25 protein-coding genes and 1 CRISPR repeat array are annotated in these 24369 nt (G+C 33.5%); of the genes, 22 read left to right on the top strand and 3 right to left on the bottom strand.

All coding sequences use genetic code 11. From position 1 onward, the window contains the following. The first annotated feature begins 367 nt into the window (after positions 1 to 367). The 7 genes from ACN4EE_RS09895 (at position 368) to ACN4EE_RS09925 (ending at position 5426) form a co-directional block, all read left to right on the top strand. Entirely contained in the window at positions 368 to 616 is a 249-nt protein-coding gene (locus ACN4EE_RS09895; RefSeq protein WP_431706275.1) for a hypothetical protein, read from the top strand. 120 nt (positions 617 to 736) lie between these two features. Next, positions 737 to 976 (top strand): hypothetical protein, encoded by a 240-nt coding sequence (locus tag ACN4EE_RS09900; RefSeq protein WP_431706276.1) that lies wholly within the window; start codon positions 737 to 739, stop codon positions 974 to 976. Between the two features lie 184 nt (positions 977 to 1160). Then, positions 1161 to 1643: a hypothetical protein gene (locus tag ACN4EE_RS09905; RefSeq protein WP_431706277.1), complete on the top strand. Its 483-nt coding sequence runs from the start codon at positions 1161 to 1163 to the stop codon at positions 1641 to 1643. A gap of 156 nt (positions 1644 to 1799) precedes the next feature. Continuing rightward, entirely contained in the window at positions 1800 to 2354 is a 555-nt protein-coding gene (locus ACN4EE_RS09910) for an HD domain-containing protein (RefSeq protein WP_431706278.1), read from the top strand. 172 nt (positions 2355 to 2526) lie between these two features. Next, positions 2527 to 3747, top strand: coding sequence for a hypothetical protein (locus ACN4EE_RS09915; protein ID WP_431706279.1), 1221 nt, complete (start codon positions 2527 to 2529; stop codon positions 3745 to 3747). A 142-nt stretch (positions 3748 to 3889) separates the two neighbouring features. Continuing rightward, positions 3890 to 4552, top strand: a complete 663-nt coding sequence (locus ACN4EE_RS09920) for a hypothetical protein (protein WP_431706280.1) — start codon at positions 3890 to 3892, stop codon at positions 4550 to 4552. 136 nt (positions 4553 to 4688) lie between these two features. Further along, positions 4689 to 5426, top strand: a complete 738-nt coding sequence (locus ACN4EE_RS09925) for a pentapeptide repeat-containing protein (RefSeq protein WP_431706281.1) — start codon at positions 4689 to 4691, stop codon at positions 5424 to 5426. Between the two features lie 496 nt (positions 5427 to 5922). Here the strand turns inward: ACN4EE_RS09925 and ACN4EE_RS09930 are convergent, their stop codons facing one another. Then, entirely contained in the window at positions 5923 to 6477 is a 555-nt protein-coding gene (locus ACN4EE_RS09930; protein WP_431706282.1) for a DUF6939 family protein, read from the bottom strand. A gap of 115 nt (positions 6478 to 6592) precedes the next feature. Between ACN4EE_RS09930 and ACN4EE_RS09935 the strand changes: the two genes are divergently transcribed. The 12 genes from ACN4EE_RS09935 to ACN4EE_RS09990 all read left to right on the top strand — a co-directional run bounded on the left by ACN4EE_RS09935 (position 6593) and on the right by ACN4EE_RS09990 (position 16341). After that, positions 6593 to 7492 (top strand): reverse transcriptase domain-containing protein, encoded by a 900-nt coding sequence (locus ACN4EE_RS09935; protein WP_431706283.1) that lies wholly within the window; start codon positions 6593 to 6595, stop codon positions 7490 to 7492. Between the two features lie 101 nt (positions 7493 to 7593). Further along, a complete protein-coding gene (gene cas1 / locus ACN4EE_RS09940; RefSeq protein ID WP_431706284.1) occupies positions 7594 to 8664 on the top strand; it encodes a CRISPR-associated endonuclease Cas1 in 1071 nt (356 codons plus the stop codon). A 6-nt stretch (positions 8665 to 8670) separates the two neighbouring features. Then, positions 8671 to 8943, top strand: a complete 273-nt coding sequence (gene cas2, locus ACN4EE_RS09945; RefSeq protein ID WP_431706285.1) for a CRISPR-associated endonuclease Cas2 — start codon at positions 8671 to 8673, stop codon at positions 8941 to 8943. Between the two features lie 25 nt (positions 8944 to 8968). Continuing rightward, positions 8969 to 9826: direct repeats of the CRISPR family, unit length 35 nt; unit sequence GTTTCCATTCAATTAGTTTCCCCTAAAAAGGGAAG. Between the two features lie 317 nt (positions 9827 to 10143). Continuing rightward, a complete protein-coding gene (locus tag ACN4EE_RS09950) occupies positions 10144 to 10716 on the top strand; it encodes a LabA-like NYN domain-containing protein (protein ID WP_431706286.1) in 573 nt (190 codons plus the stop codon). Positions 10717 to 10725: 9 nt separating this feature from the next. Next, positions 10726 to 11118 carry a hypothetical protein gene (locus ACN4EE_RS09955; RefSeq protein WP_431706287.1) on the top strand — a complete coding sequence of 131 codons (393 nt, stop codon included), beginning with the start codon at positions 10726 to 10728 and terminating at the stop codon, positions 11116 to 11118. 107 nt (positions 11119 to 11225) lie between these two features. Then, positions 11226 to 11423, top strand: a complete 198-nt coding sequence (locus ACN4EE_RS09960; protein WP_431706288.1) for a hypothetical protein — start codon at positions 11226 to 11228, stop codon at positions 11421 to 11423. A 107-nt stretch (positions 11424 to 11530) separates the two neighbouring features. Continuing rightward, entirely contained in the window at positions 11531 to 12013 is a 483-nt protein-coding gene (locus ACN4EE_RS09965; RefSeq protein WP_431706289.1) for a hypothetical protein, read from the top strand. Positions 12014 to 12215: 202 nt separating this feature from the next. Next, complete coding sequence (locus tag ACN4EE_RS09970; protein WP_431706290.1) at positions 12216 to 13604, top strand: ThiF family adenylyltransferase; 1389 nt, start codon at positions 12216 to 12218, stop codon at positions 13602 to 13604. A gap of 298 nt (positions 13605 to 13902) precedes the next feature. After that, positions 13903 to 14295 (top strand): type III-B CRISPR-associated protein Cas10/Cmr2, encoded by a 393-nt coding sequence (locus tag ACN4EE_RS09975; protein ID WP_431706291.1) that lies wholly within the window; start codon positions 13903 to 13905, stop codon positions 14293 to 14295. Continuing rightward, positions 14271 to 14432, top strand: coding sequence for a hypothetical protein (locus tag ACN4EE_RS09980; RefSeq protein ID WP_431706292.1), 162 nt, complete (start codon positions 14271 to 14273; stop codon positions 14430 to 14432). The genes ACN4EE_RS09975 and ACN4EE_RS09980 overlap by 25 nt, the downstream gene beginning before the upstream one ends. Positions 14433 to 14894: 462 nt before the next feature. Beyond that, positions 14895 to 15569 carry a Uma2 family endonuclease gene (locus ACN4EE_RS09985; RefSeq protein WP_431706293.1) on the top strand — a complete coding sequence of 225 codons (675 nt, stop codon included), beginning with the start codon at positions 14895 to 14897 and terminating at the stop codon, positions 15567 to 15569. A 55-nt stretch (positions 15570 to 15624) separates the two neighbouring features. Further along, the gene (locus ACN4EE_RS09990) at positions 15625 to 16341 is read left to right on the top strand and encodes a Uma2 family endonuclease (protein WP_431706294.1); all 717 of its coding nucleotides are present in this window, start codon (positions 15625 to 15627) and stop codon (positions 16339 to 16341) included. A 224-nt stretch (positions 16342 to 16565) separates the two neighbouring features. Here ACN4EE_RS09990 and ACN4EE_RS09995 read toward each other — a convergent pair whose 3' ends face one another. Beyond that, positions 16566 to 18011 (bottom strand): GAF domain-containing SpoIIE family protein phosphatase, encoded by a 1446-nt coding sequence (locus tag ACN4EE_RS09995; RefSeq protein ID WP_431706300.1) that lies wholly within the window; start codon positions 18009 to 18011, stop codon positions 16566 to 16568. Positions 18012 to 18328: 317 nt separating this feature from the next. On the opposite strand from ACN4EE_RS09995, the gene ACN4EE_RS10000 reads away from it, so the two are divergent. The 3 genes from ACN4EE_RS10000 (at position 18329) to ACN4EE_RS10010 (ending at position 21906) form a co-directional block, all read left to right on the top strand. Further along, on the top strand, positions 18329 to 18925 hold the full coding sequence (locus ACN4EE_RS10000; RefSeq protein WP_431706295.1) for a pseudouridine synthase: 597 nt from the start codon (positions 18329 to 18331) through the stop codon (positions 18923 to 18925). Between the two features lie 779 nt (positions 18926 to 19704). Further along, positions 19705 to 20718 (top strand): diguanylate cyclase domain-containing protein, encoded by a 1014-nt coding sequence (locus tag ACN4EE_RS10005; protein ID WP_431706296.1) that lies wholly within the window; start codon positions 19705 to 19707, stop codon positions 20716 to 20718. 105 nt (positions 20719 to 20823) lie between these two features. Further along, complete coding sequence (locus ACN4EE_RS10010) at positions 20824 to 21906, top strand: MraY family glycosyltransferase (RefSeq protein WP_431706297.1); 1083 nt, start codon at positions 20824 to 20826, stop codon at positions 21904 to 21906. Positions 21907 to 22083: 177 nt separating this feature from the next. Here ACN4EE_RS10010 and glyS read toward each other — a convergent pair whose 3' ends face one another. Beyond that, positions 22084 to 24219: a glycine--tRNA ligase subunit beta gene (gene glyS / locus ACN4EE_RS10015; protein WP_431706298.1), complete on the bottom strand. Its 2136-nt coding sequence runs from the start codon at positions 24217 to 24219 to the stop codon at positions 22084 to 22086. Between the last annotated feature and the right edge of the window lie 150 nt (positions 24220 to 24369).

Consider the following 24369-nt stretch of genomic DNA (forward strand, 5'->3'; position numbering starts at 1 on the left):
CCTCGATATTCGGAGTTGTGATGGCATTTTCTCCTCAAGAAAACCCCTTTTCCTAATCCCATTTATGATAATGAATGTTAATTAATCTCTAAAGAGATTACTACTAACCAAACTCACCAGACAAAAAGGAGGCTTAAAAATTTAAGAGATATTTTCCCTTGCACAAAGTGAAGATTTTGTGTTATGATAACCTTTGTGTCAATTTGAAAGGCTAAAACCTTGACGGTATAAGCCCCCTGACACTAAAACGTACCTTGACAATTTAATACATGGCTTGAACAATTCGGCTAACCCACCTCAGAAAACTCTTTTCCTAGCCTCATTTATCGTAGTAATTGTTTATTAAGGGATAGATTTAAAAATTTTTATGGCAAAAAACTTACACCAATTAGAAATGTCAGAATTGTTGCAATCTGTAGATATTACTCATATCGGAGTTCAAAAAGTTATAGAAGAACTATATCAAGCCAATAATTCCATCGATAAAAACCAAATTGTACCACTGTTGCTCATCCTCAAAAATATCAGTTATAATCTCGCCATTGTCCGTCGCAATCTAATCGAGCGATTTCCAGAAGATTATGCAAAACTTTTTCAGGAATTGGTAGATGAATAACTTATAAATTAGTCAATACCTTAGAATCTTAATTAAGATCGAAGTCTATTAGGAAAACCCCGTTTCTTAGCTTAAGTAATAATCTTTTTTTGTAACTGTAAATTCAACAGAACTAAAACTATGGATATTATCCCCCAATTAAAACAATATCGAGAATACGTTTACAGCGAATTAACCTTATTAGAATCTAACGATAAACATAACCGAGTTTTAATGGAGCAAAAAGGAGAGCAGTTAACCACATTATTGGATTTACTATCTAACCTAGAAGAAGAAATAATGAAATATGAATTAATGAAAGATACCCGCCTTCAACTTTCCCATGTCGAAACCGTTGAATTTCCCAGTCGTTTCAATTAAAATCCTACCGTAAATTGTAGATAATGTTCTCTCCTTTCAAAGAGCATTATTTCTTGTTCCTTCCTTTGAAAAAGGTTCGACAAACCTGATTCCCCCCTTTGAAAGGGGGGTTAGGGGGGATAATTCAATCCATTTGTTTTTTTGTGTAATTATTAAAATATACTTAATTAGGCTAAATTTTAACATGAATAGAGAGCAAATATACGCAAAACTACGAAAAGAATCAAAAGAATTAAGAAAAAAACAAGAATTAGAGATGGTGGATAAATTACACCTAATCACTATGTTTGTATTTGACTATGTTTTTGCTCCATATGTAAAAAAAAAAGAGACGCACGAATACTGGTGCCCAAAAGTGTTAGAAATTAAATCTCTGTATAAAAATGAAGTTTTTTTTCATCAATTTGATTGTCTTTTGAGAGAATTTAGAGTAAAAATGTATAGGGACTGTTTTGAACAGGCTTTATCCTTAGAATTAGAATTTTTCCAAAGATGTAAAGATAAATGGTTTGAAGGAAAATATAGTTATGTTGATATAGTTAAGCGACGTTTTAATGATTTATTTATTATCATATATGATCTGGAATATAATTCTATGTTTGGATTGTTACAAGATGAAGAAACGAAAAATAATAAAGAAATCCTAGAGAAAATATATAAGTTATAACTCTACCACCTAGAGAAATTTTGTTAGGTAACAATGGCTAAATAATCCTCCCTAACCCTGCTTTGAAAGGGGGGAATATAGGTTCGATCGAACTTTGAGGAGGGGAAAATATAGGTTCGATCGAACTATAATATTATTTATTTTGAATCAATCATCATGTCAGAGCAAATCAAATATTGGAATCCAGAAATTTATCTGAAAGCATGGAATTTTGCGTCCTTTGCTCATCAAAGTCAATTAATGCCTAGTTCTAATGTTCCTTATCTTAATCATATTGGTAGCGTAGCAATGGAAGCCATGACGGCTATTACTTATAGCGATAATATCAAACATCCAGATTTACTTATTCAATGTGCTTTATTACACGATGCAATTGAAGATACAGATATTAATTATGAGGAAATAAAGAAAGAATTTAGTATTGAGGTAGCTCAGGGAGTTTTAGCATTAACGAAAAATAAAGAATTACCTACCAAACAGGAACAAATGTCGGACAGTCTCAACAGAATTACTCAACAACCTCCTGAAATTTGGATGGTAAAAATGTGCGATCGTATTACTAATTTACAACAACCCCCAAAACATTGGAGTCAAGAAAAAATTATCAACTATCGACAAGAAGCAATCTTGATTTGGGAAAGATTAGGGAAAGCAAATCAATATTTGGCACAAAGACTTAACAATAAAATTACCCAATACCCACAAAATTAAAATCTTACACGACAATAGAAATTTATTTCTTTACGAGATATAAGGGTTTTCATCAATAAACCGCACCACAACTCGATCACTAAAAGTGGCGCTGCTCGATCGAACTCTCAGAAAAGCCCCTTTCCTAGCCTAGTTTATCTTAATAATTGTTGAATACTAAAGCGGTAAATAAATGATGAAACCAGACAACACTACCGAATTATCCCAAGCTGAAATCCTCGTTAAATTCATCAAACAAGATCCTAATTGTAGTGAAGTTGTTGAAATTACCGAACAAGGCAAAAAATTAACTCCCCAAGATGAATCATTAGTCGAAAAAATAAGCTCTTGTTTAATCGCTAATCCCAAAGACTATTACGGTAATGTTTACGTCACCGATAAAGTCAAAAACGATGCCAAAATCACAGCTTATCTTAATACTTTTGCCAATGGATTTGACTTTGTTACTAATGCACCCTTTTACTTCTTCTGTTTCAACTTTTTAAGTTTTTTCCCAGCCCTTATTCTCGGATTGTTAACTAGTGCTGGAGTTCTTTCTTTTTCTAACATAACGGCGGCTACCGTTGCTAATCGTAGCAAAAAAAATCGAGCTTGGGCAAATGTTGGTATTTTTGGCATGGTCAGTATTAGTATAGTTAAATCCCTTGTCTCTGGTATTGGAGTAGAATTACTTATGAACCGCACTGGTATTCAGCAACAAGCCGTTGATTATTTCGTCGCTGAACAGATTGCCAAAGTAGAAGCCCTGAAAAACTTAGATTCTCCCCAATACGAAAACGCCAAATTACAATGTGAACAAGGAAGAGCAAAGTTAGCTACAATGACAGAACAGGATAGAGATTATGACGCACTCCGTGTAGATGTAAATGGTTTATGGAGTGAACGTGATAAAGACTGGAGTAATACTCCTTTAGACAAAGTTCCCTTATGTAATCGTGCCAGTGTATTAGAAACACAACATTACGCTATTTATAACCAGAGTAAGGAGGCTTTAAATGAAAAATTAAGTATCCGTGCGCAAAGAGGTAATGATTTAGCATTTTTAAGAGATGAATTTCCTGAAGTATATGAATTTCACTTTGATAAAGATGGTAATTTAAGATCGTCTGTAACTCAAGTTCAAATGGCAACCCTTAGCTTTTTTAACAAATTACGTCAAGGTGACTTTGCTAACTTAGGTTTGAGTTTATTCTTGTTTTCTCTCTCTATTATTAGCAGTGCCGCCGCCGTTTTAATTACCATTACCTACGCTAACCGTGAAGATGTGTTAAAATCCCGTGATGAAGATTTTGCCCGTCAAAGAGATATTCAATTAGAACAAATTTACAAAGAATTAATCATGGAAAATAAAGCCCGATTAGACAAGATTAACCAAGAAAAAGACCTTTCCTAACATAGTTTATCTTAATAATTGTTTCTTTGATTATTTGGGCATGGCGAAGGATGATTGAGCCTTTCAGATTCCTTCGCTATCTCTTGAAATGACATTGTTTGTGACTGAATAAATTGTATTTATTATCAAAGGGTAAAAAACCATGAATCATAGTTCTATCAGTTTAGTTGAAAAGGAATTAAAAGAGCAAATTATAAAACATGATTTAGCTCAAAACGCCCTATTTGAAGAAAGATTAATTAGAAATTTTATTACCTATGTTAAACAAACTGGTGACTGTAATTATTTAAGTTTGTTATATGCCAATAAATTAGAATTAGAAAAACAAGAGGAAGCTACCGAAGAAAAAGAAACCCTTATCCAAATCCATAACAACATTGCGGAAATTTCCCTTAATCTCAAAGACATCGTTAAACAATTTGCTGAAACTATCCACCCTGCTAATGACAGTGACAATATCCGCAATTTACTGGAAGATATTAACCAACCTACCCCTACCCCTTACTTAATCACTGCTTTAAAACAAGAACAAGAAAAATTAACTCGTTTATTAAATTCTATCATTACGATCGCCAAGAAAAAACAAGACAAATCTTTAAAACAATTTATCCGTGATTTAACCTACTATCATCAATATATCCAAGAATATGCACAACCCACCAAAATACAACATAATTTAAGCCAAATGTCTGATTCATTCTTATATTTAAGACGATTAAACCAATACTTAGATTTACTTCCTGAAACCGTTAACAACTTAATCGAAGCAATGGAAAACCTCTCAGAAGAAGAAGCCAAAACCTAGTAATCTTGTTCCCTCCTTTCAAAGGCTAGGGGGGATAAAATGCTTGATAACTTGAGATTGCTTCGTTACCTCGCAATGACAGAATATCCTTATTTTTGCGTAAATTCAGATAATAATAAATAGGAGAAAAAAAACAATGATCGAAACATTAAGAAAACAAGGACTTTGGTTTAAAAAAACGATCGATCAAAAGCAATTTGAACAGATTTATCAGCAAGGAGAAAGAGATTTTAGAGGTTATAAATTCATCGATGTTGAATTAAATGAGTATATAGACAATATCGATATAACCCATTCAGATTTACGTTTTGTTAAAGATTTAGTGGCGGTTTTAAGTAATGCCAAATTTATCAAATTAAACTTAGAAGGAGTAAATTTAGAAAGGGCAAATTTAAGTCATATAGTACTTACAAATACTAATCTAAAAAAAGCGAATCTTAGTGGTGCAGATTTAAGAGGTTCATCTTTAACCCATGTCAATTTACAGGAGGCTAATCTTAGTTTTGCTAATCTCACAGAAGCAGAATTAAGTCAGAGTAAATTGCAAAAAGCTAACCTTAATAATGCCTTTTTACAGGGTGCTAATTTATATCGAGTTAATTTTAAAGGTGCTAATTTAGCCCATGCAGATTTAGAACAAGCTAACCTTAGTTTTGCGGATTTAACTGACAGTAATTTGACTTGGGCAAATCTACAAAAATGCAATTTAAGCTCTGCTAAATTATACCGTACTAATCTTACTAATATCGATTTATATTCGGCTAATTGGAGTTCTTTAAAATTGAGAAAGGTTAATATTCAAGGTGCAAGATTTTCTGATACTTTAGATTATAAAATGCCTCAAAAATTTGAAAATGTTGACCTAGATTTATAATTATTTTCACTTCACCGTAAAACAGGCATCTTGCCCGTATTGCTACCAGATAATTTGATCCTCCCACCCTGGTTCGTAGTGAGGGCTAAGCGCCCTTATTTCAGGAATTATTGGAGATGTCTAATTGTCATTCTGAATGAACGTGAAGAATCTCTGAGTGTGCTAAACAACTGGACAAATGCGATAAATCAATTTAGATGCGATTTTTGTTGGGTTACGCTTTCGCTAATCCAACCTACAAATTCTTAAATTATGTGTCTTCTTCCTGTGTCTCTACGGGTTCATAATAACATCGGATAGTGTCTTCTTCTATATCAATATCTAATTTGAATTTATGATTGGCGGGGATTTCTACCATTCTTTTGTGAAATACTGCACAATCTGACGAAAGAATAAGCTTTTCGGGGTTTTAGCTTATTGTGTCGATTTTGAAAATCATGGAGGAAAATAGGGAAGAATTTAGGGAAGCTCGATCGAGCCTATGATGATCTCATCATTACTTTTCAAATATGGGATAATTACCTTCTACATAATATTTAATTAAATAGGCATGAGACAGGGGTTTTTTACAATTTTCAACCTCTCCATTGGTTTCATAATCTAACAAAATTACTGTTTGAGATTCAGACATTTTTCGTAATTCTTTCACCAAATCAGCGAGGGGATTTTCTAATACCCAAAGATAGCTAGGAAGATAAATTAATTTTCTCGCATCAAGATAACCTAATAATGTCGTATAACCTGCGGAATGCCCTTTACATTTACCATATTTTCTCACAGTACGTTTAATATTTTTCATGTCTTGATTACTCATTTTAGCTCGATCGACTCCCGCCGTTTCAAACACCTTTAAACCTTGCCAAATTCCCTCCACACTTTCACTTTTCCAACGGGGATAAAAAGGCACAGGAATATTACCATGGGGATAAAATGGACTAAACTTAACCCAAGGTTGCTCACCTTTCGATGTCACATCAATAATCGTAGCTGTTGGGTAGTCTTTTTGAATATTCTCTAAACGACGACGGCGACTTTCCACAATAATCGACATATATTCATCCTCTTTTTTTGATTACATTTTCAATCATAAATCAAAGGAGGAAAAGGGGTTTTCTTTGGTTTTTTTATCCTATTGATTATTCCTATCAAAAAACTATCAATCAAAAATGTCCTCAACAGAAATTATTAATCAATTTCTCGCTTTCCATAACTTTGAAAATGCTTGGCAAAAAGTAGAAAAAAATAAAGGATGTGCAGGAATTGACGGCGAAACCATCGAAAAATTTGCCCTTCAGCAAAAAACAAATTTACTGCAACTCAGAGATGAAGTCGCCAATAACACTTATCAACCGTCACCTTATCAACAAATACTAATCCCCAAAAACCATGACAGTTGGCGAGAATTAAGAATACCCACCGTCAGAGACAGAATTGTGCAACAAGCCCTATTAAATATTCTCAATCCCCTCATTGAAAAACACTTTTCTGACTCCAGTTTTGCTTACCGCCCAAATATCTCCTATTTAGATGCGGTAAAAAAAGTTGCCCACTGGCGAGATTTAGGTTATCAATGGGTTTTAAATGGGGATATTGTTAAATATTTTGATAACATTGATCATCAAATTTTACTATCATCCGTGAGAAATTGGATTAACATACCCGGTATTTTATGCTTAATTAAAGCATGGCTTTCTGTGGGTTATTTAACAAAACAAGGAATAGTAATTAGTGAAAAAGGAATCTCCCAAGGAGCAGTTATATCCCCCTTACTTGCCAATATTTATTTAGATGAATTTGATAAAATTATCTCCGCTTCTGAAGTTAAATTAATACGTTATGCCGATGATTTTTTGATTTTATCTCAAAGCCAAAAATCTATTTTACAAATCCATTCAGAAATAACAAAAATTTTTGAACAACTCCGTTTACAACTTCATCCTTACAAAACTCAAATTACTAATTTTTCTATAGGATTTCGTTTTTTAGGGCATGGTTTTTTAGAAAAGGCAATTTTCCCCCTAGAGTCAAAAAATAATAGTAAAAAAAAAATTTTCTCAGCACCATAGATGATTTTAATTTATCAGATTTATCGTTAACTATTACTAATGAGGATAATAGTTTTTTCTCCCAAAATATCAGTAATAAATCCCCAAAAGAAACAAATTTATTGCTGAATAAATCATCAATATCGGCTACTAAAAATCATTATCAAAAAAGAAATACATGGCATCAAGAAATGGCAACATTATATTTATTAGAACAGGGTACATCCTTATTTAAAGATCATCTCAGATTTATCATTTATTTAGACAAAAATCCTTCCCTAGAAATACCCATACGAGAAATAGAAAGAATCATGGTTTTTGGAAATATTCAATTAACAACTCAAGTAATTTGTGCCTGTTTAGAACAGAATATTCCTGTTATTTATTCTAGTCAAATGGGAGAATATAGAGGGCATTTATGGAGTGAAGATTCCGTTAATCTAAATTTACAATTAATTCAAATCGAATGTCATAAATTGTTGCCTTATCAATTTAAAATTGCTCAGGAAATTGTCATCGGTAAATTAAACAATTCTAAGCAGTTATTATTACGTTTAAATCGGAAGCGAAAAAGCTCTTTAGTTAACGAAGCCATTGCAGGAATTAACTCTGATTTGAAAACCTTACTTTTAGTCAATGAAATTGATAGTATCAGAGGTTATGAAGGCATCGGAGCTTCTCGTTATTTTTCTGCTTTAGGCACATTAATTGTCAATGATAATTTTACCTTTAATCTTCGTAATCGTCAACCTCCCCAAGACCCTGTTAACTCTCTTTTAAGTTTCGGTTATACTCTCTTATTTAACAATGTTTTATCGTTAATAATTGCTGAAGGTTTATCTCCTTATTTTGGTAATTTGCATTATGGAGAAAAGAAAAAACCCTATCTTGCTTTTGATTTAATGGAGGAATTTCGCTCTGTAATTGTAGATAGTTTAGTGATTAAAATTATTAACAAAGGAATTTTTACACCTCAAGATTTTCAACTATCTAATAACCAAGGCGTTTATTTGTTACCTCAAGCTAGAAAAACTTTTCTCAAACATTTTGAAACTCGCATGGACGAATTAGTATCTCACCCTGATTTACGATCGCCAGTTTCCTATCGTCAGGTAATTCAACTACAAATTAGACGTTATAAACGTAGTTTGTTAGAAAAAGAAAACTATAAACCTTTTATCAGAATGGCGTAGAAAAAAATGGTAATAATTGTTTATGACATTCCCGACAATAAAAGACGCAATAATTTATCTAATTTTTTAGAAGGCTATGGTAACAGAGTTCAATTTTCTGTATTTGAATGCTTTTTAACTTTGTCGGAAATGAAGGATTTATTTGAGAAAGTGAAAAAAAAAGTGAAAACTTCTGAAGATAATGTGAGGTTTTATTGGATTTCTAGTAATGCAACTTCTCAAATTTTAACCCTTGGCAGTCAACCTCCAGAAGCTCCGCCAAAATCTTACATCATTTAATTTGATGTTTTTGGTTTACAACGTTGTTTCCATTCAATTAGTTTCCCCTAAAAAGGGAAGCAGTTATGATTAACAGAACAGGATTTAGTGTAGAAGGAGTTTCCATTCAATTAGTTTCCCCTAAAAAGGGAAGGAAGGCTTAGGGGTAGCCCCTGGTTGCCTTCTTGAAGAAGGTTGTTTCCATTCAATTAGTTTCCCCTAAAAAGGGAAGTTTTTTTATTAATTTAATGATTCAGATTAGATATATAAATTAAAATGTTTCCATTCAATTAGTTTCCCCTAAAAAGGGAAGGGCTAAAGTTACAGGAACTATGGGAGATATTAAGTTTTGTTTCCATTCAATTAGTTTCCCCTAAAAAGGGAAGGCTGGAGGAAACGATGGAGTTGGGTACAATCCCGACCAAGAGTTTCCATTCAATTAGTTTCCCCTAAAAAGGGAAGAGCATTATTGTACTAAACTAGCTGTTGCTTCATCTAGTTTCCATTCAATTAGTTTCCCCTAAAAAGGGAAGTTTCTAAATTATGATAAATAAAAAAGATTTAAATTTAGGTTTCCATTCAATTAGTTTCCCCTAAAAAGGGAAGTAAGGAGATCTTATGACGCAGGTAACTAATGCAGGTACCTAGTTTCCATTCAATTAGTTTCCCCTAAAAAGGGAAGTTCTCTGGGGTTTTCAAAGCTCAGCAAGAAGCTGAGAGTTTCCATTCAATTAGTTTCCCCTAAAAAGGGAAGGTTAAAGCCCAAAATGTACCTGCTACATCACCATTCACTGTTTCCATTCAATTAGTTTCCCCTAAAAAGGGAAGAAGTGTTAGAATTTGAATGATTTGAGAGTGAATTTCTTCTTGTTTCCATTCAATTAGTTTCCCCTAAAAAGGGAAGTCTTCGTCTCAGAGAGCTTATACCATAAAGGTTTTAGGCGTCAAATCGACACAATAGTTATTTTAACGCAAAATATCATTTTTGCACAAGAGGAGAAGGTATCTCAAACCCTTATTTGGCAATGGATCGACACAATCTGACGAAAGAATCAGCTTTTCGGGGTTTTAGCTTATTGTGTCGATTTTAAAAATCAAGGAGGAAAAGAGGGGAGAATTTAGGGACGATCGATCGAATCCATTAAGTTAATTTTTTTGGGAAAACCCCTTTTCCTAGGGATTGTTTTAATAGGGAAAATTAAAACCAATGAAAAATTGATAATGAAAATCAAACGAAGGGTGATGATTTTTGCTGATAGTGACAATATCACGATCGCAGCTCAAAGTTTTAATCGCCGACTAGACTGGACAAAAATCAGAGACTACCTCGCCGACTCCGCCGAGGGGAGAGAATTAATCGAAATGGTAATCTATGTAGGTTTACCCCCCGCAAGACAACGCTTTGAAGAAGCCCGAAAAAGCAAAGAAAAGTTCATTTATTGGGCAAAAAGTAATGGATTTGTGGTAGTCACTAAAGAAGGAAAAGCAAAGGGTGACGAATTTGAAACCAATATCGATGTAGTCATGGCAATGGATGCCTTAGAATTTGCTTTAGAGGTTCGCCCTGATATAGTGGTGTTACTGACAGGAGATTCAGATTTTGCTTACCTCGCAGAAAAATTAAGAAGACGAGGCATTAGAGTGGAAGTAGCAGCCATCGGACAAACTTTAGGAAATGAGTTAAAAAACTCTGCTAATAGTGTTATTGATTTGATCCCTATTTTTGATCAATTTAACTCTCAAAATAATAACCAAGAGTGTCACCGTATTGGTAATATTAATATCTTTAATTAGAGGGGAGAAATGATGGAAATAATTAACGGAAAATTAATTACTGAACCTTCGGAAGAATCTCAGTTATGGCAACAGAAATTAGAGGAAATTATTAACCAATCAGATCAATTACAGCTAACTTTAACTAAGCAAAATCATCAAATAGAATCTTTAAAGTTATTGGTGACAAGTTTAGAACAAAAAATTAGCAAGGTAGAAAAGGAAAAATTAATTCCTATTCAGTCAAGTTTAATGTTATTAAATACTCGTGTTCATCGTAAATTTTTAACAGTTACCATAACTGCTATTATGGGTTTTTTAATATTAGGATTTACGATCATTAATACAGATAAAAATGAGAATAAATCTAATAATTTCTCAATAAGAGAATTAATTAATATAGCGTTCCTAAATGATTCCTGAGATATGATCCCCCCCTAACTAAACAAAGAGGGGAATTAGTTTAAATTTCTCACAAATGATTTAGGACGACTATATCACCACAGTTAATAGTTAAATAGGAGCATAAAATGAGAGCAATTGTTAACGGTAAATTAGTGGATTTACCCGAAGGTGCAACGGTGGAAGAACTCAGAAAAAAATTACCAGAAATCGGTAATGATGATGTGATGGAAGAAGGTTTTAAGGGTACAAAACCCTTGAAAGAAAACGAAGCCCTTAAAGAAGGTTCAAAGGTTTGGACTGTTCCTAAAATTGTTAAAGGTTAAATACTATTTTAGCAATCCTAAATGAATCATAGGAATATGATCCCCCCTAACCCCCCTTAAAAAAGGGGGAACTTAGTTTAAATTTCTCAATAAAAATTAGTATAAAAATGGCGATCCAATTTATTAATAATAAGTCCAATTTTCAGCTCGATCGAAGAATTAGTAGTGAACTAAAAATACTGGAAAAAGTAGGCAAAAATATCATCGTTGGCAGGAAACAAATAGAAAATCGATCGTACACAGCAGTGTTAGTAAAAGCTATGGCTTTATCATCGAATAAATTTACTGTTTCTAATACGGATATTCTCTTTTTATTACCCCCTGAATATCCAAAAATTCCTCCCATTGGTTGTTACTTAAATTATCCATGGAAAACTGTAGGAGAAGGAGATCATCACTTTACCCGACAAAGTTATTACGGTGCACCTTTTCTCAGTGAAGAAGGTTGGTATTGGTATTGTGTGGGTTTAGGAGGAGGTTTTAATCAAGAGCGATGGGTTAATGCTTGGCGCCCTGCTAATAATCCCGAAAAAGGGCATAATTTAGCAACTTTATTTATCACGGCTAAACACGCCATTAACACTGACTAATTTTATTGGGTTATTTATTAAGAATAATGCCTATTCTGTCATTGCGAGGCACGAAGCAATCTCTATTAATCTTAATTTTCGTTTCGGACAAATTCTTAAGTCCAAATAAAGCTATAAATAATCAATATTTTAGTTTGGTTGAACATTGTTTAACCCCTACCATAAACACAATTTTATCTGGAAATTTAACTGATTTATTCCTATGAAAATATCTCTACATATTCCCCCTCAAATGTGGCAAAAAATTCGCTCTTCTATGTTGGCATTAAAACCAGATCATGAAGAAATCATTGGATTTATTTTTTGTGAAAAACAAATTGATCATTTTCAAAACGTTAGATATATACCAAAACATTGGATAATTCCTTCTCAAGACTGTTATGAATATCAATCTCCTAGTGGTTTAGTGGTAAAGCAAAAATTGCATCATTATTTATTAGAAGAATATCTACAAAATCAAGAGTTAAATGTGGTTCATCTTCATACTCATTTTGGTAATCAATTACCTCATTTTTCTAGTGTGGACGATCGATATGAATCAGAATATGCAAAATTTTTAACAGATACTTTTACTTATCAACCAGACTTAATTTCGGGAGTATTTGATGAGAATTTAGAAAACTATCAATTTCGACTTTGGAATCATCAAGGTACAGATTTTCAAACGATTAAATTTTGTCCTGATTGGTTAGAAATAGAGCAAAATCCATCAGAAAGTTTAGAAGAAATACCCTTGATATTTTCACGTCAAAAAATATTTGGTCAAGGGTTTCAAACACAACTAAGTCAACTAAAAATTGCGTTAATTGGTTGTGGTGGAATTGGGGCATTATTTGCAGAAAATTTAGGACGTTTAGGGGTAAAAAATTGGTTATTAATTGATCCTGATGATTTAGAATTAGTGAACCTTAATCGCACTCCTTGTGCTGTATTAGAAATGGTAAAAAAAGGATGGTCAAAAGTTGAATATGTTAAACATTTACTGAGTAAAATTTATCCCGAAGATAATAATATTATGACTCAAAAAACAACCCTTGAGCAAATGGAAAATAGTCAAGAAATTGCTAATTATGACTTAATTGTAGTGGCTACGGATAATCACCATTCCCGACAAATTGCCCAAGAATTAGCTTTAAAATATCAACGCCCGTTAATCTGTTTAGGCACTCACATCGAAGTACAATCTGATGGTACACCGAAAATGTTTGCTCGAATCACGATTCCGCCTGTCGGCGGTGGTTGGTGTTTAATGTGCGGTAACATAATCAATTTACAACAATCTGCGTTAGAAATCGCTCCTTCTGTTATTACTGAATTGGCAAATACTAGGGGTTATCTTGATGATGTGGAAGCCCCCGCCGTTTTTTGGTTAAATAGTATTTGTGCTAGTAGTGCTGTGGGTATCATTCATGGAATCCTCGCTGGTTTTCTCAATGTAGATGAAGGGTTAGATTGGATTTATCATTTTCCCGCCCAAGAATGGTTAAAGACTGCGCCCGAATATTTGCATAATGAAGATTGTTTATTCTGTGGTATTCCCTCTCCTTGTCAAGATCAAGATTCAGAAGAAAATGATTATGGTTATCTTTAGTGATTTTTTTGGGTTTCGTATCCTCAACCCAACCTACAATATCTTTAATTTTAAGGTTATTTATCTCGAATATTACAAAATATTAATAATTTGGTCTATGACTAGGAAATTCATACTAAAGTTAAATTAACGTAGCATTATTGAGAGAATTTATTGATCGATTATATTACAACCCCTAGTAATCAGGGGAATAAAGGGCGGTGCATCCCCTTCGTATTGAGCAAACAAGGGTGGGGCATCCCCTTAGCCTTTGTTTGTCGAAATTTTGATTATTTTTTTCGATAATTAAGGAGTATTTATGCTAAAAGAAATACGCACAGATCAAGGATATACTGTCATTACTTTTGCACCTGTACAGGCGTTTATCGAGAAATCTCGTAAATTAAGAGATTTGTATGGTAGTTCATATATACTGTCTTTGATGTCTTGGGTGATTTGTCAATGTGCAACAAAGTTAGGTTATGAAATAGTCTCTCCTGCGTTGCCTAATGTTACTCAGGGAATGCCGAATCAAATTGTCATCAAAGGGGGAGTTTCTCAAGGAGATATTATTAGAATTAAATATTATTTCGATCGAGCTTGGAAATGTTTAGTGTATAGTTGCAAAGAATGGATTGAAACGGAAATCACTGAGTGGAATTATCAATATTGGCGAAGAGATTGTCTATGCAAAAATTTATCGAAATATTAGTAATTTTCCCTGATAATTCCCCTGAATTTACCAATTTTCAAAATTATCTCAACGGTAATCAGACAGATTTTCAACTAGCTTGGGGTAACTTATACCCACTAAAACCTGAGTTCGATATAAAAATAGGTGAGGGCTGACTTGGAAGACTCCGAAGACAGGCAGACAGGCAGATTGTATTTCTGGTGAATGAATAAAATTCTCTCAAAAGTACATCAAATATTGAGAATTTTTCTCCCCGTCCACTTGTCCTCCTGTCTAGTTTTCATCATTTTCTTTAGACATCTCCAAAAATTATTTTTAATTATTTCGTAGTAAGGGCTTCAGCCCTTAAAATCTTAATTAATGGAGAAGTCTTTTATGTCGAACTGAGGTCACTAAATAGGTAACTGAATTTTGAGGTATTTTACAGCAGGATTCTGTGATGATTCTTGGAAGTTCGATCGTCTCCTTGTGTTTTCAACAAAGCCATTGAGATCATTCAAATCTAAAATCATCTCATTTTCTTCTTTTAAAAGAATTAGGGGTAAATTAGATGAACTGTAAATCTCTCAAATTGTTATGATGACAATAAATTAACCAGATTTGTGTTCTAAAATAATATGGTTGCTCAACTTCAAAAAACTTCTAAACCAGAAATTATTTATCCTGACAGTGACGGTAAACCTATGGCAGATAACACCCTTCAATTCCGTTGGATTACTACCATCAAAACTAATTTAGATTGGCTATTTGCTGATAATCCTGATGTTTTTGTCGCTGGTGATTTGCTTTGGTATCCCGTAGAAGGAGATAATAAAAAACGAGTTGCTCCTGATGTTATGGTAATATTTGGAAGAGAAAAAGGAGAGCGAGGTTCATATCAACAGTGGAAAGAAGATAACATTGCCCCTCAAGTGGTGTTTGAAATTCTCTCCCCCGGTAATACCGCCAAAGAAATGTATAATAAACTCCTTTTCTACCAACATTATGGAGTAGAAGAATATTACATTTACGATCCCGACATTAATGATTTAACAGGTTTCATCAAAGAAGATAATATATTAGAAATGATTGAAGAGATAGACGGTTGGATAAGTCCCCGTTTAGGTATTCGTTTTCAATTAGCACAACCAGAGTTAAAGATATACTATCCTAACGGCGATCGATTTTCTACTTACAACGAGGAGAGAGAAAAAGCATTAGCTGAAAAAGCAAGAGCTGAACAAGAAAAGGCACGGGCTGATAAATTAGAAGCTAAACTAAGAGAATTAGGGATTAATTTAGATGAACTGTAAATTCCTTAAATTGTTATGATGACAATAATTAACCAGATTTGTATTCTAAAATAATATGGTTGCTCAACTTCAAAAAACTTCTAAACCAGAAATTATTTATCCTGACAGTGACGGTAAACCTATGGCAGATAACACCCTTCAATTCCGTTGGATTACTACCATCAAAACTAATTTAGATTGGCTATTTGCTGATAATCCTGATGTTTTTGTCGCTGGTGATTTGCTTTGGTATCCCGTAGAAGGAGATAATAAAAAACGAGTTGCTCCTGATGTTATGGTAGTATTTGGAAGAGAAAAAGGAGAGCGAGGTTCATATCAACAGTGGAAAGAAGATAACATTGCCCCTCAAGTGGTGTTTGAAATTCTCTCCCCCGGTAATACCGCCAAAGAAATGTATAATAAACTCCTTTTCTACCAACATTATGGAGTAGAAGAATATTACATTTACGATCCCGACATTAATGATTTAACAGGTTTTATCAAAGAAGATAATATATTAGCCATGATTGAAGAGATAGACGGTTGGATAAGTCCCCGTTTAGGTATTCGTTTTCAATTAGCACAACCAGAGTTAAATATATACTACCCCAATGGCGATCGATTTTCTACTTACAACGAGGAGAGAGAAAAAGCATTAGCTGAAAAAGCAAGAGCTGAACAAGAAAAGGCACGGGCTGAACAAGAAAAAGCACGGGCTGAACAAGAAAAAGCACGGGCTGATAAATTAGAGGCAAGACTGAGGGAATTAGGGATAAGTGTAAATGAAATTTAAATAGACTTCTGGTAGAAATTGGGCTAGAAGCCCGAAGCACAAAAAATATTAGTGTTTGCTGAGGGAATTTGGGTTAACTTTAATTACTCTTATATCTATCTATAGCAATCAGGAATAATTTATGAGAAATCAATTATTAGAAAAAATATAGAAAATAGCATCACTATTGCCCATTGCCTATTCCCTTTTAGAATAAGATAATTCTCACAACTCATAACTGACTGCTATATATTGCAGGTAATTGAATCATTAGGATTAAATTTAGCGATAATCAAAGTCATATCATCTGTATTTTTGTGACCAACACCAATAAATTCTTCAATTTTACGGAAAATATAATTAAGAATTTCCTCCGAAGAATCATAATTTTTACAAGCATAATCAAAACAAATATGTAAATTTTCTTCGTCAAATCTCTTGTTATTTTGATTCACTGCATCGGTTAAACCATCGGTATAGTAGAGGATAATATCATTCAATTCTAAGTTAATAAAATTGTCTTCATACTGAGAATCAGATTGCAACCCAATCAACATTCCGTCTGTGTCTAAACGAATAATTTTTTGTTCTTTTTTACGCCATAATAAAGGGGGATTATGAGCGGCGTTTGCATAGCGTAAAGTTTGACTTTGAGGATCATATTCTGAATAAAATAGAGTCACGAAACGATGAGAATTTTCTAAATCCGCATACATAACCCTATTCAAATGTTCTAATACTCTTGCAGGAGAATGACGATTCAATACCTCCGCTCGTAACATTCCCCTCGTCATAGTCATAATTAACCCTGCTGGTACTCCTTTCCCCATGACATCACCGATTACAATACTCCATGGTTCACAAGGAGCATTAGAAAGTTCTGATGTACTCTCATTCCATTGATCATAATTAACGGGGATAAAATCATAATAATCCCCCCCAACTCGATTAGCAGTTTCACATTTGGCGGCTATCTGTAAGCCTTTGATAACAGGACATTTTCTCGGTAATAATCTGGATTGGATTTCTGAGGCTATCTCTAATTCTCGATCTTGACGTTCTTTCGATCGTAATTCAACCGTCAATTCATGGTTGGCGATCGCCACTGCCGTTTGATCAGCTACTAATTGAGCTAATTTTTTACGAGTTTGAGTCCATAAATAATTAGAATCTTGACTGAAAACGTATAATCTTCCCCTTTCAATATTTTTAATTAAAATAGGGGTACTAAAAATTTTTAAAAAATGGGATAATTTTTCTTGAAACTTATCTTGTACTAATACAGAAAAAGAATCAGTTTGATTATGGTAAATATCTTGTTTTTCTAGTTTTTTTTGATAATAATTAATATCTTCTACGACAGTTTCAAAAGCCTTAACTATTTTTTCTCTATATTGATTATTTTGACAATAAATTTGCTCTAATTTTACCTGATTTTTTTTATCATAAAGGATTAAAACTCCCCCTTCACCATCGGTAACTCTTGCTATCATTAAAGGAGTTAACTCTAAAAACTGATTCAAATTATTAAAACTACGCAGAGCAAAACTTAAAGAACTTAGTAAATTTTGGATTTTATTTTGTTCTTTTTGTAAACTGGCAACTAATTCTTTTAACACCAAAACAGGGGAATAATTATCCCCTTGTAAATTACTATTTATCTCTGAATTAACCGAATTATAATTAAAAATAGACACTGAAATATTTTAACAACTCCTAAAATTTAATACCCCATGACAAAATACCTAATTGAGAATAATTAATTCAAAAAAATCTTTAAGTTTACTGAGCAAAATTAAAATTTTGTTTTATTTAAGCACTTTATCATTATTTCATCAATCCCATAGTTATACGATCGATGATTAAGAAAGTATATCAACTATTTTTGAAATGTCAAGAACAAATTATACTTAAAGTAAAAGAGCCTTTATTTTTGTCACATTGTAAGCTCGATCGAACCCTTATTCTCTGATAAAATTCTATTGAATCTTAAAATTGTTAGTGATTAATGAAGTATAAATATATTTTATTTTATAAACCCTATCATGTAATGTGTCAGTTTACGGATAACACCCCTCATAATAGAGAAACCTTGAAAAACTATATTAATATCCCGAATATTTATTCCGTAGGACGATTAGATTTTGACAGTGAAGGTTTATTGTTATTAACTGACAATAATAGAGTAAAACATCGTCTTTGTGAACCTAGTTTTGCCCATCCGCGCACCTATTGGAGTCAAGTGGAAAATATCCCTTCTATTCAAGCCTTACGACAGTTAGAAACGGGAGTCGTCATTCAAGGGAAAAAAACCAAAAAAGCAACGGCAAAATTACTAATGAATGAACCACAATTACCACCTCGTAATCCTCCCATTCGTTACCGAAAAGAAATCCCTACAGCATGGATAGAGTTACAATTAACAGAAGGGCGTAATCGTCAAGTAAGAAAAATGACAGCATCAGTAGGACATCCTACGTTAAGATTAGTCAGGGTGAAAATTGGCATCAATCCTAGTATAGAATTAAGTTTAACAGGATTAGCCCCCGGACAATGGCGAGAATTAACAGATATTGAGCAAAAAAGCCTCGAAAAACTTTGTTAAGCCAGTTTGAATTTAAGTTTATTGATAATGCTAGGCAGAGATTTGTGTTTTTGTGCCTAGTTTTTGACTAAAAATTGTCAAAAATGTACACTTTTTTTTGGCGAATATAGTGTGTCTAAACCTTTGATTTTAATAGCTTTTTGATTTATTCAGCAAACCCTAAATATTTTGTTAAAATATAATTATAGCATTCTTATCTGATTTATAAGAATTTTATCCCCTTAACCTAGGGTGTTCAAAATGTAAATGATTACGATGTAATTTTTCACTCAAAATTTGATTTAACTCAAAACTATAATTAACAAAAAATCTAGCCATTTTTTAGGTTAGAAAATCAATTATTGTGAAAAACAGTGATATTTTTGGGAAAATTGAGTTAAATTTATTTAACGATCGCTATTAGACGTGTAATTCATTACACGTTGGGATAATGGTTTTAACTAATAACTCGCTGTGTAATAGACTTCTCCAATAATTATTTTTACCAGATTAAAAATGACGATAAACTATATTAATTTAACGATTTCAATATCTAAATTGATTTAATTTTTCATTTCTGGAGATGTCTAATAAATTCCACAGCTAACATTTATCGTTCAATAAATTGAACTAACAAATTCTCACGAATGATTTAGGATTGCTATATCAGTTATGATTGTGAGAATTATCTTATCTTAAAAGAGAATAGGGAATAGTTATGGTATTTTCCATATTTTTATAACGATTAATTTATCATAACTGATTCGGTGATTGCTATATAAATATTCAAGTCATAAATTATGAGCAAAAAAATTATTATTTTAGATGATTTAGAAGAACAAAGTCAGTTTTTTTTAAGACTACTTCATGAGGCTAATTATAAAGTAGTTATTACGGATGAAGAACCTGTACTTTTAGACTTAATTAATAGTGAATATCCTGATGTTGTTTTAATAAATGCGACTTTTAAAGATAAAGATGTTTATTTAGTTTGTAAAAAAATTAAACTCTTAGAAATGGGAGAAAATATCCCTGTTATTTTTATTAATAGAGATCAACGTTATTTTGATGCTGAAACCATGTTTAATGCTGGTGGCTCTGATTATATAAGTTATCCTTTTAGTAGTGCCGAAATACTCCATAAAATATCAATGCAGATACAACTAAAAAGTCTGCGTAAAGAATTAACAGAAAAGACTAATCAACTTCATAAATTAATTCCCCATTATCAAAAACTAAAATTAGCCCTAGAAAAAGCTAAATTAGAGTTAGCAAAAATTAATCAAGAAGATCGATCGAGCAGTTTACCACATCAAGAAGAATTTGAGAAAAATTTAACCCAAGAATGGTTAAGAGGGGCAAGACAACGATCGAATTTTGGAGATTTAGCAGGGACAAATATCTCTTTAATTATGGCAGGAATTAACGATTTTCAAAACTATCAAGAAAACCATGATAAAGACTTAATTGATAATTGTTTAAATATTATTGGCAGTATGATTAAATCCACTGTCAAAAGACCGGGGGATTGTGTGGGAAAATTTAATCAGGGTAAATTTGCCATATTACTACCAAATACAGATCAAGATGGTGCGCAAAAAGTTGCAGAAATAATTAACAAAAAAATCAAAGATTTGCAAATACCTCACCATTACTCAGATTTTAGCGAATATATTAGTTTCAGTTTTGGCATTGCTACGGGGATTCCCAGTCAGGCTTTACCTGCTAATATCCTAATTGAAGTAGCTGACAATGCTTTAAACACCGCTTTACAGGAAAAACAAGACAATAGTATTATAATTGATAACTTTTAATTGTTAATGATTAAAAAAAAGCCATAACCAAATCAAGTTAATATTACTTAATAAAGCTATGATTTATATGGCATTTATCTCAATATTCTTCAATTTACCAAACCCATGAATGGTGCATCATCCTATACCAACGAAATTTATCACCTTATCGCTTTTCTTGTATCCATGAATGTTGTATTGTGGAGTACGCCTGTTGTTAAAACTATTGGCTTAAAAAGTGGCCATGTGGACAAACCTGATCCTCGTAAAGTACATAGGAAACCCATCGTACGCATAGGAGGAGTAGCAATATTTGCAGGTACAACAGCAGGATTATTAATAGTATGGTGGTTAGGAGGTTTTGGAGTATTGCCACCCGAAAAAGATGCCGAAATTTGGGGGGTAACAATAGGGGCAATATTTTTCTTTTTTATCGGTTTAGCCGATGATTTATTTAATCTTTCTCCCTCCTCTCGTTTAATTATGCAGTCGATCGTGGCTAGTTTTGCATGGTATAAAGGAGTCAGAATCGAATTTTTTACTATCCCCTTTGGGCATCTAATTAATATTGATATGTGGTGGTTGAGTCTTCCCATTACGGTAATTTGGTTAGTAGGCATGGTAAACGCTATTAACTGGATTGATGGTTTAGACGGATTAGCGGCGGGGGTATGTGGTATTGGTGCTGTTGTCATGTTGATTGTCAGTTTATTTATGAATCAACCAGCTGCCGCCTTACTCGCTGCCGCTTTAGCAGGAGGTGCATTAGGATTTTTAAAATATAACTTCAACCCTGCCGAGATATTTATGGGTGACGGGGGGGCTTATTTTATGGGATTCATGTTAGCAGGAGTGGGTGTCATTGGTTTAGCGAAAACCGCCGCCGTCACTGCTGTAATTTTACCCTATATTATTTTAGCTGTACCGATTTTAGATATGTCTTGGGTAATTTTTTCGAGAGTGGCGCAAGGCAAATCACCATTTTTAGCAGATAACCGTCATTTACACCATCGTCTTTTAAAAGCTGGAATTTCCCAACGATTAACAGTGTTGTTTATCTATGCTTTAACCTTGTGGGTGGGTAGTTTTGCCCTTGTGTTTTCTGGTTTTCCTAGTGGTGGAGTTTATGCTTTGGGGGCAACCTTATTATTGATTTATACCGCTTGGCAAGTATGGCGTAATCGTCGAGTGGATGAAAATGATTACTAAAGTAAGGCGCATCTAAGTTTACTCTTCCCTTTTCCCTTTTCCCAAATCCGCTCTTCCCTATCTTCATCAAAATACTTTTTCAGCAAACCCTAGATAAAGGTTTATAACATTTTGTTGGGTTACGTTATCACTAACCCAACCTACAAAATCAATGTAACTCATTGTCCGAACTTGGTGCTACTTGACGATCGAACCAAAGTCAGCTAGGATGCGACTATAATTGCGCAATAAACCTAACAAATTAAGGCGATTATTTTTCACTTCTTCATTGTCTGCCATAACTAAAACGCTATTTTCACCATCAAAAAAGTTGCTTACTTGGGGATTAATTTTTAGTAAAGCATCCGTTAATAATTGATAGTTACTTTCACTTTTTGCCTGTTGACTAATGGGTGCTAATTCTAGTAAACCTTGATATAATTCTTGTTCAGAAATAGACTCAAATAAATCTGGATTAATCACATTATTAGGTGTTAATTCTTGGCTGTTTAAACTACCTTTAGAGGCTAATTTGGTCGATCGATTGACAGTTTCATAAATGTTCGCTAAAGTACCTTCATTACGAATTTTCTGTAAAAATAAAGCTCGATCTCTTACATCTAATAAATTGTTTAATGCCCTTTCTATATACTCAGCATCATTGTCACCTAACACGGCATTAACTAAATCATAATCGATGTTTAATTCGTCTTGTAAAAGAGTATTAATTCTTTGCACAAAAAACTCTTTAATGATGTTTAAAGGAGAGTCTTTTTTTGGATGTGCAGTGACAAATTCTTCACAGGCTTGAGTTAATAATGTCAACAAATTAAGCTGAAGATTACCATACCATGTGATGTTAATGATAGCATTCGCCGATCGTCTTAAGGCAAAAGGATCACTCGAACCCGTAGGAATCATACCTAAACCAATTATACTAACTATGGTGTCTAATCGATCGCTAATGCCCACTACTTGCCCATTAAGAGTTTCTGGCATCATATCTCCTGCATTTCTCGGTAAATAATGCTCAAAAATTCCCTTCGCTACCGTAGCCGACTCTCCACTAACAAGGGCATATTTTTCTCCCATAACCCCTTGCAACTCAGGAAATTCATACACCATCTGGGTAACTAAATCCGCTTTACATAAAGAAGCAGTGCTTTCCACTTCGGTACGTTGTGCTTCATCAAGGTTTAATTGTTCCGCAATTTGTTGACTAATAGCAATGATACGGTTAACTTTATCGTGCATTGAGCCTAAATCTTCCTGAAAAGTCACCGTTTCTAATTGTGGCAAATAAGTCTCTAAATGCTCATCACAATCCGCTTGATAGAAAAATTGTGCATCGGCTAACCTTGCCCGAATAACTTTAGCGTTTCCTGTGGCAATAATATCAGATTTTTTGGGATCACCATTAGAAATCGTGATAAAATAAGGTAATAATTGCCCTTTTTCGTCTCTAATGGGAAAATAACGCTGATGTGTCACCATCACAGTACTAATAACTTCAGCAGGAAGTGCTAAAAATTCGGGTTCAAATTTGCCTAAAACGGCGGTGGGATACTCAACTAAATTCGTCACTTCTGTCAACAAATCGGGGTAAATTTCCGCTTTTCCCCCTACCGTATCCGCTAAAATCTTGATTTCCCCTTCTATCTTCGTTTTTCTGGTGTTAACATCCGCTAAAACTGATGCTTTTTCTAGGGAGTCTATATATTTATCAGGTGCATCAATGGTAACGGGGGAGGGGTTTAAAATACGATGTCCTGTTGTAACTCGATCGCTGTTTAAGGTAACTGAACCATTGACTAATTGAATAGGTAAAACTTCTTTATCCCAAAGAGCAACAATACCACGAATAGGACGAGGAAAGCGCACATCTCCATCACCCCAACGCATAAACCTTCTACCTTCTAATTTAGTAATCCATTGGAGTATTAAATTCTCTAAAATGGCGGTGGTTTCCTTGCCTTCTATTTTTTTATTGACAAAGATAAACTCTCCCTTTTCTGTCGCTTTGATGTGAAAATCCTCGACATTTACTCCTTGTTTACGGGCAAAACCTTCCCCCGCAGGGGTAATTTTACCATCTTTGAATGCACTAGCCACAGGAGGTCCTTTAATTTCTTCTTCTCGATCGAGCTGTTTACTTTCTAATCCTTCTATCAATACAGCTAATCTTCTCGGAGTACCGTAAATCTTAACATCTTTTGGGTTCAAAAACTCATCAGTCAAATTTTGTTTAATTTTACTTTGCCATTGACTGATGGCACTATCAATAAAATCCGCAGGTAGTTCTTCTGTACTAATTTCTAAGAGAAAATCAGGCATATTTTAAAATTCTTTGATAATCACATTTGTTTTAATTATCGGTTATTATCCCTCAATAAGCAACCTGAGTGAACCATAAAATGGTGAAGATGATTAGGAAAAGGCAAAGAGGGGGAAGAGGGGGAAGAGGGTGGAGAGGGGGAAGAGGGG

The sequence above is a fragment of the Geminocystis sp. CENA526 genome (genome assembly GCF_050753365.1).
Classification (GTDB): domain Bacteria; phylum Cyanobacteriota; class Cyanobacteriia; order Cyanobacteriales; family Cyanobacteriaceae; genus Geminocystis.